Below are 14,591 nucleotides of genomic sequence, written 5' to 3'. Positions count from 1 at the left end.
TACCGGGCGGGGTCTTGCTATGCAACAAAGTGCATAGCAAGATGACCGGCATGTCGCTGGAGCACGCCATCCTCGTCTCGCTGCTGGAGCAACCCGCCTCCGGCTACGAGCTGGCCCGTCGCTTCGACCGCTCGATCGGGCGCTTCTGGACCGCCACGCACCAGCAGATCTACCGGGTCCTCAAGCAGCTCGCCGAGGACGACCGGATCACCGGTGAGGAGATCGGTCAGGAGAGCCTGCCGGACAAGAAGCTCTGGTCGGTCACCCCGACCGGCCGGGCCGCGCTTGTCGGCTGGCTGCACGCCCCGGTGCGCCCGGAGGCGGTCCGGCACGAACTGGCGGTCAAGATCCGGGGCGCCGCGTTCGACGACGCGGCCGGGCGCGCGCTCCTGGTCGCCGAGGTCGAGCGCTATCGCGCCGACCACCAGACCGTCCTCGCCGGCTACCTGGCCGGCGAGCGCCGCGACTTCGGCTCCGCCGCACCCGACGCCCGGGCGGCGTTGCAGCACGTGGTGCTGCGCGGCGGCATCGCGTACGAGCGGATGGTGCTGGCCTGGCTGGACGACGTCCTGGCCACCCTCCGCGACCTCGACCCGGAAAGGCCCCCCGCGTGAGCGACCCGCTGCTGTTCCACCCGCACCACTACGACCCCGCCGACCTCGACGAGACCTCGCGGCGGCTGCTGCGCGCCACCATCGACTGGTTCGAGACCCGGGGCAAGCGCGCCCTGGTCGACAGCTACCACGCCCGCGAGTGGTATGGCGACTTCCTCGACTTCGCCGCCCGGGAACGCCTCTTCGCCACGTTCCTCACCCCGTCCGCCGACGGCGGCGACGACGCCGACAAGCGCTGGGACACCGCCCGCAACGCCGCGCTCAGCGAGATCCTCGGCTTCTACGGGCTCGGCTACTGGTACACCTGGCAGGTCACCGTGCTCGGCCTCGGGCCGGTGTGGCAGAGCGGCAACGCCGCCGCCCGGGCCCGCGCCGCCGAGCTGCTCGACCAGGGGCACGTGATGGCGTTCGGCCTCTCCGAGCGTCCGCACGGCGCCGACATCTACGCCACCGACATGCTGCTCACCCCCGACGGCGCGGGTGGGTTCCGGGCCACCGGCGGCAAGTACTACATCGGCAACGGCAACGTCGCCGGGCTGGTCTCGGTCTTCGGCCGGCGCGCCGACGTCGAGGGCCCCGAGGGGTACGTGTTCTTCGCCGCCGACAGCCGGCACCCGGCGTACCGGCTGGTCCGCAACGTGGTCGCCGCCCAGATGTACGTCTCCGAGTTCCGGCTGGAGGACTACCCGGTGCGCGCCGAGGACGTGCTGCACACCGGGCCGGCCGCGTTCGACGCCGCGCTGAACACGGTCAACGTCGGCAAGTTCAACCTCTGCACCGCGTCCGTCGGCATCTGCGAGCACGCCATGTACGAGGCGGTCAGCCACGCCCACGGCCGGGTGCTGTACGGCCGGCGGGTCACCGACTTCCCGCACGTGCGCCGCGAGCTGACCGACGCGTACGCCCGGCTGGTGGCGATGAAGCTGTTCAGCGACCGGGCGGTCGACTACTTCCGCTCGGCCGGCCCGGACGACCGCCGCTACCTGCTGTTTAACCCGATGACCAAGATGAAGGTCACCACCGAGGGCGAGAAGGTGATCGACCTGCTCTGGGACGTCATCGCCGCCAAGGGCTTCGAGGCCGACACCTACTTCGACAAGGCCGCCAAGGACATCCGCGGCCTGCCGAAGCTGGAGGGCACCGTCCACGTCAACCTGGCGCTGATCCTCAAGTTCATGCCCAACTACCTGTTCCGGCCCACCGAGCACCCGGCGGTGCCGACCCGGCGGGACGCGGCCGACGACACGTTCCTGTTCCGGCAGGGCCCGGCGCGCGGCCTCGGCGCGATCCGGTTCCACGACTGGCGCGCCGCCTACGACGCGCACGCCCACCTGCCCAACGTGGCCCGGTTCCGGGAACAGGCCGACGGGCTGGTCACGCTGCTCGCCGCGCACGCGCCGGACGAGACGCAGCAGCGCGACCTGGACTTCCTGCTCACCATCGGCCAGCTCTTCGCGCTCGTGGTCTACGGTCAGCTCGTCCTGGAGCAGGCGGAGCTGACCGGCCTCGACCCGGACCTGCTCGACGAGATCTTCGACCTGCTGGTCCGGGACTTCTCCGGCTACGCCACCGAGCTGCACGGCAAACCGGCCACCACCGACGAGCAGGCCGCCTGGGCGCTCGCCCACATCCGCCGCCCGGTGGTCGACGCCGATCGCAGCGCCCGCACGTGGCAGCGGGTGGCCGACCTGGCCGGCGCGTACGAGATGCGACAGTGAGCGGCGAAATCGGCGGGCGGGACCGCACGGTGGGCCGGTAGGTTGCACGGATGTTCGCGCTTGCCCTGACCGACGACGCCGAGCTGCGCCCGTTGCAGCCCTGGCACGCCGACGAGTTCCTCGCCAACCTCGACCGCTGCCGGGAGCACATCGCGCCCTGGGTCGGCGCGTCCTTCGTGGCCACCGACGCCGAGTCGGCCCGCCGGGTCCTCCAGGCGTACGCGGACCGGTGGGCCCGCGACGACGGCGGGATCTGGGGCATCTGGCAGCGCGGCACGCTCGTCGGTGGCGTGCTGCTGGTGTCGCTGAGCACCGCGCGCGGCGTCTGCGAGGCCGGCTGCTGGCTGGAGGCCGACGCGGAGGGCCAGGGCCTGGTCACCCGGGCCGCCCGGGTCGTCATCGACTGGGCGGTCCGGGAGCGCGGCATCCACCGCGTCGAGTGGGTGACCCGGGCCGGCAACGAGCGCAGCATCGCGGTCGCCCGCCGGCTCGGCATGCGCCGCGACGGGGTGCTCCGGGACGCCGCGCCGGTGCCGGAGGGCCGGGCGGACATGGAGGTCTGGTCGGTGCTGGCGCCGGAATGGACGGCCTGAGAAGGGTTCTTGTCGTACCCGGACGTCAACATGTGTCCATGGCTGTCCCCGCACTGGCCGACCGGTCCCCCCAGCCGCGCGCCCTGCCGCTGCGCGAGGTCCGCACCCGGCTCACCCAACTCGTCTCCCTCGCCGAGCTGACCGACACGGTCACCGTCGTCACGCGTGACGGCGACCCCCGCCCGATCGCCGCGATCGTGCCCGCCCCGGCCGCCCGCACCGGGGCCCAGGCCCGGGCCGACGCGGAGCGGATCGCCGCGATCAGCGCCGGCTGGGCCCGCCGCCTGGAGGAGCTGCACCGGCAGTCCAGCCGGCGGCACGCCGCCGAGTTGCGGGCCCTCACCGACGCGCTCGCCGAGGCGTGGGCCGAGCTGGACCGGCGCGCGCCGGCCGGCGACGCGGCCCTCACCCGGCTCCGTGCCGCCCACGCCGACCTGCTGCGCCCCTGACCGGCCGGGCCGACCGACGCCCGGCGGCAAGCGCCGCCCGTGCCTCGGCCGAGGGCCAGGTGCCACCGGCCCCGTGGCGTGGGTCGTCCGCACCACGCGCCCGACCCCGGGAGCCGCCCGGCCCGACCCCGCCGGCGCCGCCGTGCCGCGCGCACCCCCGTGGCGCGCGGCACGACGGCCGTCCGAGCGGCGGCCCGAGCGACCGCCGCCGCTTCCGGGCGGGTCCCGGCCGCCGCCGTTCACGGCTCGACCGGGCCGCTGCCGTTCACGGCTCGACCGGGCCGCTGCCGTTCACGGCTCGACCGGGCCGCTGCCGTTCACGGCTCGACCGGGCCGCTGCCGTCTCGCGGCCTGACCGGGCCGCTGCCGTTCACGGCTCGACCGGGCCGCTGCCGTGTCTCGGCGTGACCGGGCCGCTGCCGTTCACGGCTCGACCGGGCCGGCGGCGGCGTCGGCGCGCAAACCGTGCGTGGCCAGGTCGTCGGCCACCTCCAGGCCGAGGCGCACGCCGCCGACGTTCTGCCCGAGGTCGACCCGGCCGTCGTCGTCGAGCGCGAACGCGTCGAACGACCAGTGCACGCCCAGATAGACGCGGCTCAGGCCGTTCTCCTCGATCATCTGCCACAACCCGTCCGGGAAGCGGCGGGCCCAGCGCGGCCGGACCGTGCCGGTGTTGTCCACGCTGACGCCGTTCAGCTCGTCGGAGACGAACTCCAGCCCGTCGGCGAGGTCGTCCGGGCCGCGCCCGCCGCGCCCGTGGAACTGGCGCACCGTCTGCAACGCCGCCGCGCCGAACGTGGCGTGGCCGGAGGGGTACGCCGGGAAGTTCGGCGTCCGGTTCTTCTGCCCGACGCTGTTGGTGTTCGGCGCGCCCAACGGCAGCCAGCCGACGTCGCCGGCCGGGTCGAGCGCGGCCTCACCGGTGCCGGTCGGCCCCAGCGAGCTGTCGTGCTCCCGGATGCCGAGCACCGGTCGCCACAGGTCGTGGCGGTACTTCTCCGCCCAGCAGAGGATGCCGGCATCGGCCATCGCGGCGTTGACGAGCGCGAAGAGTCGCGCGTTGCGGGCCGTGTCGTGGCCCTGGGCCCGGGCCACGGCCCGGACGATCTGGTTGTAGAACCGGGGCGGGGTGCCGACGCCACGCGCGCCGTCGTAGGCCCAGAACAGCCCGACGGCGGTCTCGGCGGCGGTCCGGCGCGGCAGCCGGTCCGGCAGCGTGCCGGCCAGGTGCGGCGCGACGCCCTTGCCCCGCACCTGGCGCAGCGCCCGCTCGTACGCCCGGTCGCCCGGGCGCGGCGGTGCGTCGAGCTGGTGCCGGGTGGTCACCGCGAAGCAGCGTGACCGCGCGCCGTAGAAGGGCGCGTGGTAGCCCTGCCCCGGGTTGTCCGGGTCGACGCGGTGGTGCGGGCGCGCCAGGGACGGCACGTAGCCGTCGTCACCGAGGCCGGGGTCGCCGGCCCGCAGCCGCAGCACCTCCTCGGCGACCTGTCGGCCGTAGGCGTGCCCGGCCGCGTCGTGCTTGCCGGCGACCAGGCCCGCGGCGAGGTGCCGGGCCTCGAAGAACGCCCGCTGTGCCGGGTGCAGCACGGCCAGCGTGGTCCGGGCGGCGGCCGCCACGGCGCTGTCCGGGTCCGCGTCGGCGGGTGCCTCCGGCAGCCGGTCGCCCAGCCACGGCTCGTACGCCCCGGTGAGACCGACGTACGCGTCGTGCATGGCCAGGTGGACGATGGCCAGCGCGCGGGCGCTGCCCACCGGCCCCTGCGACTGTGCCTCGGTGACGTCGCCGGTGGTGTGGGTGACCCGGTTCGCCTCCAGGGCCACCTCGTTCCAGTACAGGATCTGATCCACGATTTCCCCCGTCGTGATCCGCTGTCGAATGGCGGCGGCAATGCCGTTTCCGCAACGGATCACGGGTGCGGGAGAATAGGCGCGCGCCAGCGCATCCGGAATGCCGTCCGGATCGGTGACGTGCGGAAAGCCGTTTCCCCGTCGAGCCCCCGTTGCGAACCGACGCCCCACTGCTCAGGTGGTCCGCCGCGCCGTCGTCGAAATGTGAATCGACGTCGGCTCATCCATGGTTGCGGCGGCCGACGCGCGGGGTCAAGGTGAGGCGCGGGTAAATGTGGCGACTGTCGGGGAGTAAGCAGTCGAGCAATTCGTGCAACCGAATGGCGGGTTCACGTCACCGCAGGTCACGACGACGCCCGGGCGGTCAGGTCACCCGGGCGTCGTCGGCGGAGGTCAGCTCCGGCCGCGCTCGGCGCGGTAGCGGCGGATCAGTTCCGCGGTCGAGGTGTCCACCTCGGCCAGGTCCGGGGCCGCTCCGGTGAGCTTCGGGGCGAGCTGGTTGGCCATCACCTTGCCCAGTTCCACGCCCCACTGGTCGAAGGCGTTGATGTCCCAGACCGCCGCCTCGGTGAAGACGATGTGCTCGTAGAGCGCGATGAGCTGGCCCAGGGTCGCCGGGGTGAGCTTCGGGGCCAGGATCGAGGTGGTCGGGTGGTTGCCCGCCATCACCCGGTGCGGCACCACGTCGGCCGCGGTGCCCTCGGCCTCCACCTGCTCCCGGGTGCGCCCGAACGCCAGCGCGGCGGTCTGGGCGAAGAAGTTCGACATGAACAGGTCGTGCATGTCGCCCAGGTCGTGGTTGGGCCGGCTGAACGCGATGAAGTCCGCCGGGATCAGCCGGGTGCCCTGGTGGATGAGCTGGTAGAAGGCGTGCTGACCGTTGGTGCCGGGCTCGCCCCAGAAGATCTCCCCGGTCGGGTACGTCACCGGGGAGCCGTCGACGCGTACCGACTTGCCGTTGCTCTCCATGGTGAGCTGCTGGAGGTAGGCCGGAAACCGGTGCAGGTACTGCGCGTACGGGAGCACGGCGTGGGTCTCCGCGCCGAGGAAGTCCGAATACCACACGTTGAGCAGCCCGAGCAGCGCCGGCACGTTGCGCTCCACCGGAGTCGAGCGGAAGTGCTCGTCGACGGCGTGGTAACCGGCCAGCATCTCGCGGAACCGGTCCGGGCCGATCGCCAGCATCACCGACAACCCGACCGCCGAGGGCAGCGAGTACCGCCCGCCCACCCAGTCCCAGAAGCCGAACATGTTCTCCGGATCGATGCCGAAGTCGCGCACCCGCTGCTCGTTGGTGCTGACCGCGACGAAGTGCCGGGCGACCGCGTCGTCGTCCGCGTCCAGCCCGGCGAGCAGCCAGCGTCGTGCCTGGTCGGCGTTGGCCAGCGTCTCCTGGGTGGAGAACGTCTTCGAGACCACCACGAACAGCGTGCGCGCCGGATCCAGGTCGGCGGTCTTGTCGTGGATGTCGGTCGGGTCGATGTTGGACACGAACCGGCAGGAGATCCCCGCGTCCCGGTACGCCTTCAACGCCTCGTACGCCATCACCGGACCCAGGTCGGAGCCGCCGATGCCGATGTTGACCACGGTGGTGATCCGCTCACCGGTGTGGCCGCGCCACCCGCCGGAGCGCACCCGGTCGGCGAACGCCGACATCCGGTCCAGCACGGCGTGCACGTCGGCGACGACGTCCTGGCCGTCCACGTGCAGCGTGGCGTCCCGGGGCAGGCGCAGCGCGGTGTGCAGCACGGCGCGGTCCTCGGTGACGTTGATGTGCCGGCCGGCGAACATGGCCGCGATCCGCTCGGCGAGGCCGACCCGCTCGGCGAGCGCGGTGAGCAGCGCGACCGTCTCGTCGGTGACCAGGTTCTTGCTGTAGTCCACGTGCAGGTCGGCGACCTCGCCGATGAGCCGCTCGCCCCGCTGCCCGTCGGCGGCGAAGAGGTCGCGCAGGTGGGTGGCGCGCATCGCCTCGGCGTGCTTGCGCAGCGCCTGCCATTCGTCGGTGGTGGTGACGTCCACAGCCATCGGGTCGATCTTCTCCTTCACGACGGGGCGGTCGGCGGGCCTTCGCCGGCGACCCCACCAGCCTGCCATCCGGGGCCGGTCACCGCGACGCGACCCGGCATCGCCCCACCTGGTGGGCGCGTCCCACGCGGCGTCGAGCCCGACACGAGCCTGGCGCGTCCGTTCGACACGCCGGTCACCGGCTGACACCGGTCGATTGCCGAACGTAATATCCTGCTGCCCGGTCCCCGTGTGGGAGGTGCCATGCCCCGAGTGGTCCACCCTCGTCCCCCGTCCGACCCGGACGAGCCGGCCGGTGAGTCGGCGCTGCCGGAGCTGGTCGATCCGCACTGGATGCACCGGGCCACCGAGCTGGCCCACACCGGCTTCTGGTCGGTGGCCCGTCGGCTGCCCGCGCTGGTCCGCGAGGCGGTCGGCCTGGCCTGGGCGACCAGCCGCCGGGACACCGCGGCGTCGCTCGGCCTCAACATGGCCGCCGGCGTGCTCACCACGCTCGGCCTGCTCGCCACCACGGGTGTGCTCCAGCAGCTTTTCGCGGCCGGTCCGACGCCGGCTCGGATCCGGGCGGCGCTGCCCGCCCTGGTGCTGGCCGCGGCGGCCGTCACCACGCGGGGCGCGCTGACCGTCGCGGCGGGATGGGCGCAGGCCCGGCTCATCCCACAGATCAACTACGCGGTGGAGCGGCGGCTGTTCGAGACCACCTCCGCGGTCGAGCTGGCCGCTTTCGACGACGCCGGTTTCGCCGAGGAGATGGACCGTGCCCGCGACCGCGGGCTGGCCGAGGCCGGGTCCCTGGTCGACGACACGGTCAACCTGGTCACCGGCGTGGTGGGGGTGGTGGCCACCGCCGTCGCGGTGGCCGTCGTTCACCCGTCGCTGCTGCCCTGTCTGCTCGTCGCCGCCGCCCCGGAGGCGGTGACGGCGGTGCGGATGGCCCGCCGGCAGCACGTCGACTGGCTCGCCCGGATCACCCGGCGCCGCCGCAAGTGGATGCTCGCCGACCTGATGGCCAACCGGCACACGGCGGCCGAGATCCGCGCCTACCAGATGCGCGACTTCCTGCTCTCGGAGTACCGCCTGATGACGCGCCTGGAGACCCGGGCCGAACTGCGCCTGGCCCGGGCTCAGACGATCACCCGGGGTGTCGGCCTGTCCGTCACCGGGATCGCCACGTTCGGGCTCTACCTGGTGCTGGGCGCGTTGCTCATGGGAGGCGTGGTGGCGCTCGCGGCGGCGGCCACCGCGCTGCTCGCCCTCCAGTCCGCGCGTGGCAGCCTGCGCACCGCGATCTTCGCCACCAACTCGCTCTACGAGGACGCCCTCTACTACCAGGACTACCGGGACTTCCTCGACCGGGCCGACCGGCGGGTCCCGGCCGGTGGCGAGCGGCCGGTCGACGGGTTCGACCGCATGGAGCTCGACCGGGTCAGCCTGCGGTACCCGGACACCGAGGGCGTCGCCGTCGACGAGGTCAGCCTCACGGTCCGGCGCGGCGAGGTGGTCGCGCTGGTGGGGGAGAACGGCTCCGGCAAGACCACGCTGGCCAAGCTGATCGCCGGCCTCTACCGGCCCACCGACGGCACGATCCGCTGGGACGGGGTGGACATCGCCGAGCTGGACCCGCGCCAGGTCGCCGCCCAGGTCGCGGTGATGAGCCAGGACTGGTGGAAGTTCCCGTTCACCGCCCGGCAGAACATCCGGGTCGGTCGCCACGACCGGGGCGGGCGGCCCGGCCCGACCGTGGAGGCCGCCGCCCGGGACGCCGCCGCGCACGACATGATCAGCGAGCTGCCGTTCGGGTACGACACGCTGCTGGACCGGCAGTTCAAGGACGGTCAGGACCTGTCGGGCGGGCAGTGGCAGCGGCTGGTGGCCGCCCGCAGCCTCTACCGCGACGCCCGGCTGCTGATCTGCGACGAGCCCTCCGCCGCGCTGGACGCGCGCGCCGAGCACGCCCTCTTCGCGCACCTGCGGCGGCACCCGCAACGGGCCGTCGTGCTGATCACCCACCGGCTGGCCAACGTGCGGCACGCCGACCGGATCTTCGTGCTGGACCACGGTCGCCTCGTCCAGCAGGGCGACCACGGCACGCTGATGGCCTCCGACGGCCCCTACCGGCAGCTGTTCGAACTACAGGCGGCCGGTTACCTGGCCGGCACCGGCGAGCCGGCCGCCGAGCGTTGACCGCCAGCTCACGCGTGGGGCAGGATCGCCGGGATGCCCCGCCCCCGCCGCGCCGCCGTCGTCGTGCTGGCCCTGTTGACCGCCGGCTGCTCCGCGTCCGGGGCCGATCCCGCCGCGTCCACCGCCGCGCCCGGGTCCGCCGGCGTGACGCCGGGTGCGCCGTCCGCCACGACAGCGCCGTCGCCCGTGCCGGCCGCCCGGGCCGGGATCGGCGCCCGGCCGAGCGCCCCGGCCCACCCGTGCACCGTGTTCCCGGCCGACAACGTCTGGCACGCCGACGTCTCCCGGCTGCCCGTGCACACCCGGTCCAGCGCGATGATCGGCGCGATCGGGGCCGGCGCGACCGTGCACGCCGACTTCGGCTCCGGGCAGTGGGCGGGCGCGCCGATCGGCATCCCGGTCACCGTCGTCGCGGCCGGGCAACGGAAGGTCCCGGTCACCTTCGGGTACGCCGACGAGAGCGACCCGGGGCCGTACCCGATCCCGCCCGACGCGAAGGTCGAGGGCGGCCCGGCCGGCACCGGCGACCGGCACGTGATCGTCTGGGACCGGGCCGCCTGCCGCGCGTACGAGCTGTTCGACGCGCACCGCTCCGGCGCCGGCTGGCGGGCCGGCTCTGGCGCGGTCTTCGACCTGCGGGCAAATCGGATGCGGCCGGCCGGCTGGACCTCCGCCGACGCCGCCGGGCTGTCCGTGCTCGCCGGGCTGGTCCGCTACGAGGAGGTGGCCGCCGGTCGGATCGACCACGCGATCCGGGTGACCGTGCCGCGTACCCGGACCGGTTGGACGTGGCCGGCCGGTCACTCCGCCTCGTCGGCCACCGACCCCGCCCTGCCGCAGCTCGGTCAACGGCTGCGGCTCAAGCGCTCGGTCGACCTGTCCGGGCTGCCCCGGCAGGCCCGGATCGTGGCCGAGGCGATGCGCCGCCACGGGCTGATCGTGGCCGACCACGGCTCGGCCTGGTACGTCTCCGGCGCACCGGATCCGCGCTGGGACAACGACGCGTTGCATGCGCTGGACCGCCTGCGCGGCAGCGACTTCGAGGTGGTGGACGTCGCCGGCCTGATGGCCGACCCGAAGTCGGCCGCCGTCCGCTGAACCCCGCCGGCTACCGAACCCGGTCGACGCGGCGCGGCCGAACGCCCACACTGTCCGGATGGAACACCGTGACCTGGTCCGGGTGAGCAGACGGATGTCGCTGGCGTTGCGGCACCGTCCCGACCGGTTCGGCCTGACGCTCGACCGGGCCGGCTGGGCGCCGGTCACCGACCTGCTCGCCGCGATGCGGATCAGCCGCGTCGAGCTGGACGCCGTGGTCGCCGGCAACGACAAGCAACGCTTCGCGGTGGAGCCCGGCCCGGACGGGGCCGACCGGATCCGCGCCAACCAGGGCCACTCGGTCCCGGTCGACCTCGGTCTGACGCCGGCGTCGCCGCCCGGCCGGCTCTACCACGGCACCGCCGACGAGGTGCTGGACGCGATCCGGGCCGAAGGACTGCGGCGGGGACGCCGGCACCACGTACACCTGTCGTCGGACGTGGCGACGGCCCGGCGGGTCGGCGCGCGGCGCTCCGGCGCGGTGGTCGTGCTCGCGGTCGACGCCGCCACCATGGCCGACCACGGCTACCTGTTCTACCGGTCGGCGAACGGGGTGTGGCTGACCGACACCGTCCCGCCCGGCTACCTGACCGTCAGCACGCCGTGACCGGGTGCGCCACCACGGCGTCGAAGGCGTAGGCCAGCGTGTTCGGCTCGGCCCGGTCGGGCTGGCCGGCGCCGGTGCGGTCGGTGGCGCGGGCCCGCAGCGTGTGCCGGCCGGCGACCGGTGGGCGCCAGCGCGCGGTCCAGCGCTGCCAGGGGCCGCCCCGGTCGGCGGCCACCAGGTCGGCCGCGCGCCACCCGTCGCCGGTGTCCACCTCGACCCGTTCGATCGGGCCGTTGCCGGACCAGGACCGGCCGCGCAGCAGCAGTTCCTCGCCGGCCGGCACCCGGGCGTCCCAGGCCAGCTCGAACGCGCTCTTCACCGGCTGTGCGCCGAGCACCGCGCCGCCGTCCGGGTGACCGGGGCCGAACAGCCGGTAGAACCGGGTGTTCCAGGGTGAGAACAGCGGCGTGGTGGAGACCTCCACCGGCCCCACCCACTTGATCGAGGAGATGCCGATCCAGCCGGGCACCACCACCCGCACCGGGAAGCCGTGGTCGGCCGGCAACGGCGCGCCGTTCATCTCGTACGCCAGCAGCACGTCGTCGAGCGCCTTGGCGACCGGCAGCGGCCGGCGGACCCGGCCCAGGTCGATCCCGCCGGTGACGTAGTGCGGGTCCAGGCCCTCGGGCATCACGTCGACCGCGTCGTCGCGCAGGCCGGCCCGGCGCAGCACGGCGCCGAGCCGGACGCCGCGCCAGCGGGCCACGCCCACACCGCCCAGCCCCCAGGCCACGCCCGGGGCCGGCTCGCCCTGCTGCGCGGCGAAGAACCGCCGCCCGTTGCCGGCACACTCGACAAGCGCGGTGCTCTCCTCGGCCGGCAGCCGGCGCAGCTCGTCGAGGCTGAACTCCACCGGCGCGGTCCGGGTCGGCGCGCCGTGCAGCCCGTCGCCGAACAGCGACAGTCGCCAGGTTGCCGGGTCGAGTCGCGGGGTGACGGTGTGGTTGCGGACGAAGAAGCGGTCGGTCGGGACCACGTATCCCTGACCGGCCATCGCCGACCAGTGCATCTCGGCGTTGGTGTCCAGTCGACGCAGCAGCTCCGGCGGCAGCGGCTTGGCGATCGGCGGGTCGACGCCGACCGGGACGGCGGTCACCGCGACCGGCTCGCGTTCCGCGGCGGCGGCGGTGACCGCGGCCATGGCGGCGCCCAGCTCCCGCAACGCGTCACGGTCGACGCCGTCGCCGCGTGCCGCACCGGCGAGCCACTGCCGGCTCCGTTCGGCATCGTGGGCGGCTTCGGTGGGGGACAGGCTCACGGGGACCTCCGGGCTCGGCGACACTGCCTTTCCTATTGAATCAGTAGGAGTTGACTGTCGTCGACGTGGGCCTGCCTCGCCCCGCGGTGCCTATCCCCGACAGGGAGTGGTTGGCGCAGGGCGGGGCTGGCGATACTTCGAGTCATGAACGCGAGAGGACAGCTCGGTGACTTCCTCCGGGCCCGGCGCTCCCAGCTACGGCCGGAAGACACCGGCGTGCCGACGTACGGGGAGCGGCGCCGGGTTCGCGGCCTGCGCCGCGAGGAACTCGCGCTGCTGGCCGGGGTGAGCGCGTCGTACTACTCCCGGTTGGAGCAGGGGCAGGCCGGGAACGCCTCACCCGAGGTGCTCGACGCGCTCGCCCGGGCACTGCGGCTCGACGACGCGGAACGCCGGCACCTGACCGAGTTGGCGGCCGGGACCCGTCGGCGGCCCGCCGTGCGCCGCCCGGCCCCGGAGCGGGTGAGCCCGGCGGTCCGCCAGCTCGTCGCGACGCTCGGCGACGTGCCGGTGGTGGTGCTCGGTCGTCGCGCCGACGTGCTGGCGTGGAACACCCCGGGGCATGCGCTGTTCGCCGGCCACCTGACTCCGGAGATCCCGGAACGGCCGGACCGGTCCCCGAACATGGCACGGCTGGTGTTCCTGGACGCGCACACCCGCGACCTGTACGCGGACTGGCCCACCAAGGCCCGCGCGGTGGTGGCGACGTTGCGGATGGCCTCCGGGCAGGATCCGGACGACCCGCTGATGGCCGCGTTGGTCGGCGAGTTGAGCCTGCGGAGCCCGGAGTTCGCCGCCATGTGGGCCGACCACCGGGTGAAGGCCGGCGGCGACACCGTTTACCGGATGCGTCACCCGCTGGTCGGTGCCATGGACGTGACGCAGCAGGTCCTGCGGACCGAGGGTGGTCAGACCGTCGTCGTCGCCACCACCGAGCCCGGCTCGGCATCGCACGCGGCGATGACGTTGCTCGTGCACAGCGTCACCACCGCCCGTGCCGACGCTGCGCGCCCGCCTGTCCGGCGCGAATAGCACCACCCCGATCGTGCGACGCGAGGTGCTCCGCGAGGAGCGCCGGACCCGTCGCGCCCGTTTCACGCCCACCAAGCAGACCGTCAGTAAGGAACAAGAATGCGTAAGAGAATGATGACCCTCGCCGTCGCGCTCGCCGCGGCGGGGATCGGCGTCGTGACCGCCGTGCCGCCGAACGCCGCACCGGCCGCCACCGCACGGGCCCTGACCGTCGGTTCGGACCGACCGTCCGACCCGTCGGTGACCTCGCGGATCGCGGTCCACTTCGACCTGACGAAGGGGCAGATGCCGGAGAACGTCGCGACCGGCCCGGACGGCACGGCCTACGTCACCTTCGCGGCCTCCCGACAGGTCGCCGCGGTCACCCCCGCCGGGGGGACGCGGATCCTGGCGACCCTGCCGGCCCCCGCCGACGGGGGCGTCCGCACGCCGGTGCTCTCGTTCGCGCTGACCACGGGCATCGTCCGAACGGCCGAAGGCACGCTCTTCTTCCTGTACGCGAGTGGCGACGCCGCCTCGACCGGTCTGTACCGGCTACGCCCCGGCCAGGCCCCGCACCGCATCGCGGCCCTGCCGGCCGACGGACTGCCCAACGGCCTGGCGTTCGACGCGACGGCGAAGCGGTTCTACCTCACCGACTCGGTGCTCGGCACGATCTCGACAGTCGCTCTGGACGGCGGCCGGGTCGAGGTCTGGTCCTCGGCGCCCGAACTCGCCGCGACGGGTTTCCTCGGCGCCAACGGCATCAAGGTGCGCGCCGGCGCGGTGTGGGCGACCAACCTCGACCAGGGCACGCTCCTGCGCATTCCGGTGCGGCACGGTCGGCCCGGTCCGGTCCGGGTGGCGGCGGCCGGCCTGGTCGGCATCGACGACTTCGCGTTCGTCGGTGCCGGTGACCGGCAGGTCGTCGCCGCGTTGAACGGGCCGAACACGGTGGTGGGCATCGACGCGGCCGGCCGGTCACGAACGCTGCTGACCGCCGCTGACGGGCTCCAGAACCCGACCTCGGTGGCCGTGCGGGGTCGCACCGTCGTGGTGCTCAGCGCCGCGTACACCACAGGCGTCGACCCGAACCTGGTGCTGGCCACCCTGCCGGGCCGCTGACCGGGTCGTACGCCGCGACGCGGTGCGGGCCGCCGTCCCGCGATGCTGAACACCGGAT

12 protein-coding genes are annotated in these 14,591 nt (G+C 74.0%); 9 read left to right on the top strand and 3 right to left on the bottom strand.

Translation table 11 applies throughout. The features are described from left to right. Positions 1-50 precede the first annotated feature (50 nt). The 4 genes from TPA0908_RS25280 to TPA0908_RS25265 are packed head-to-tail and all read left to right on the top strand — an operon-like array spanning position 51 to position 3,374. A complete protein-coding gene (locus TPA0908_RS25280; protein WP_281941948.1) occupies positions 51-614 on the top strand; it encodes a PadR family transcriptional regulator in 564 nt (187 codons plus the stop codon). Next, complete coding sequence (locus TPA0908_RS25275; RefSeq protein ID WP_281941946.1) at positions 611-2,332, top strand: acyl-CoA dehydrogenase family protein; 1,722 nt, start codon at positions 611-613, stop codon at positions 2,330-2,332. Before TPA0908_RS25280 ends, TPA0908_RS25275 begins: the two co-directional genes overlap by 4 nt. 50 nt (positions 2,333-2,382) lie before the next feature. Continuing rightward, complete coding sequence (locus TPA0908_RS25270) at positions 2,383-2,925, top strand: GNAT family N-acetyltransferase (protein ID WP_107157374.1); 543 nt, start codon at positions 2,383-2,385, stop codon at positions 2,923-2,925. Positions 2,926-2,963: 38 nt separating this feature from the next. Next, complete coding sequence (locus tag TPA0908_RS25265; RefSeq protein ID WP_281941943.1) at positions 2,964-3,374, top strand: type II toxin-antitoxin system Phd/YefM family antitoxin; 411 nt, start codon at positions 2,964-2,966, stop codon at positions 3,372-3,374. 423 nt (positions 3,375-3,797) lie between these two features. Here the strand turns inward: TPA0908_RS25265 and TPA0908_RS25260 are convergent, their stop codons facing one another. Further along, positions 3,798-5,222: a vanadium-dependent haloperoxidase gene (locus TPA0908_RS25260; protein ID WP_281941941.1), complete on the bottom strand. Its 1,425-nt coding sequence runs from the start codon at positions 5,220-5,222 to the stop codon at positions 3,798-3,800. 393 nt (positions 5,223-5,615) lie between these two features. Next, on the bottom strand, positions 5,616-7,250 hold the full coding sequence (gene pgi / locus TPA0908_RS25255) for a glucose-6-phosphate isomerase (RefSeq protein WP_281941939.1): 1,635 nt from the start codon (positions 7,248-7,250) through the stop codon (positions 5,616-5,618). Positions 7,251-7,493: 243 nt separating this feature from the next. Here pgi and TPA0908_RS25250 point away from each other — a divergent pair, with 243 nt between their 5' ends. Genes TPA0908_RS25250 through TPA0908_RS25240 form a run of 3 tightly spaced genes read left to right on the top strand, consistent with a single transcriptional unit; the run spans position 7,494 to position 11,139 of the window. Further along, positions 7,494-9,434, top strand: coding sequence for an ABC transporter ATP-binding protein (locus tag TPA0908_RS25250; RefSeq protein ID WP_281941937.1), 1,941 nt, complete (start codon positions 7,494-7,496; stop codon positions 9,432-9,434). A gap of 33 nt (positions 9,435-9,467) precedes the next feature. Then, positions 9,468-10,532 (top strand): hypothetical protein, encoded by a 1,065-nt coding sequence (locus TPA0908_RS25245; protein ID WP_281941935.1) that lies wholly within the window; start codon positions 9,468-9,470, stop codon positions 10,530-10,532. 58 nt (positions 10,533-10,590) lie between these two features. After that, positions 10,591-11,139: an RNA 2'-phosphotransferase gene (locus tag TPA0908_RS25240; protein WP_281941933.1), complete on the top strand. Its 549-nt coding sequence runs from the start codon at positions 10,591-10,593 to the stop codon at positions 11,137-11,139. Here TPA0908_RS25240 and TPA0908_RS25235 read toward each other — a convergent pair. Next, positions 11,126-12,397, bottom strand: a complete 1,272-nt coding sequence (locus tag TPA0908_RS25235) for a sulfite oxidase (RefSeq protein ID WP_281941931.1) — start codon at positions 12,395-12,397, stop codon at positions 11,126-11,128. The genes TPA0908_RS25240 and TPA0908_RS25235 overlap by 14 nt on opposite strands. A 144-nt stretch (positions 12,398-12,541) precedes the next feature. On the opposite strand from TPA0908_RS25235, the gene TPA0908_RS25230 reads away from it, so the two are divergent. After that, positions 12,542-13,429 (top strand): helix-turn-helix transcriptional regulator, encoded by an 888-nt coding sequence (locus TPA0908_RS25230; protein ID WP_281941929.1) that lies wholly within the window; start codon positions 12,542-12,544, stop codon positions 13,427-13,429. A 99-nt stretch (positions 13,430-13,528) separates the two neighbouring features. Continuing rightward, positions 13,529-14,533, top strand: a complete 1,005-nt coding sequence (locus TPA0908_RS25225; RefSeq protein WP_281941927.1) for an SMP-30/gluconolactonase/LRE family protein — start codon at positions 13,529-13,531, stop codon at positions 14,531-14,533. Positions 14,534-14,591: the final 58 nt, after the last annotated feature.

The organism is Micromonospora sp. AKA38, from assembly GCF_027925725.1.
In the GTDB taxonomy this organism is placed as follows: Bacteria; Actinomycetota; Actinomycetes; order Mycobacteriales; family Micromonosporaceae; genus Micromonospora.
The sequence above is the reverse complement of the archived record's forward strand: the minus strand, read 5'-3'. Positions and strand labels throughout refer to the sequence as shown.

Bases quoted from the DNA above. Each gene is read 5' to 3' on its own strand.
- TPA0908_RS25280 (WP_281941948.1), top strand. From the start codon at position 51: ATGTCGCTGGAGCACGCCATCCTCGTCTCGCTGCTGGAGCAACCCGCC.
- TPA0908_RS25270 (WP_107157374.1), top strand. From the start codon at position 2,383: ATGTTCGCGCTTGCCCTGACCGACGACGCCGAGCTGCGCCCGTTGCAG.
- TPA0908_RS25265 (WP_281941943.1), top strand. From the start codon at position 2,964: ATGGCTGTCCCCGCACTGGCCGACCGGTCCCCCCAGCCGCGCGCCCTG.
- pgi (WP_281941939.1), bottom strand. From the start codon at position 7,250: ATGGCTGTGGACGTCACCACCACCGACGAATGGCAGGCGCTGCGCAAG.
- TPA0908_RS25250 (WP_281941937.1), top strand. From the start codon at position 7,494: ATGCCCCGAGTGGTCCACCCTCGTCCCCCGTCCGACCCGGACGAGCCG.
- TPA0908_RS25245 (WP_281941935.1), top strand. From the start codon at position 9,468: ATGCCCCGCCCCCGCCGCGCCGCCGTCGTCGTGCTGGCCCTGTTGACC.
- TPA0908_RS25240 (WP_281941933.1), top strand. From the start codon at position 10,591: ATGGAACACCGTGACCTGGTCCGGGTGAGCAGACGGATGTCGCTGGCG.
- TPA0908_RS25230 (WP_281941929.1), top strand. From the start codon at position 12,542: ATGAACGCGAGAGGACAGCTCGGTGACTTCCTCCGGGCCCGGCGCTCC.
- TPA0908_RS25225 (WP_281941927.1), top strand. From the start codon at position 13,529: ATGCGTAAGAGAATGATGACCCTCGCCGTCGCGCTCGCCGCGGCGGGG.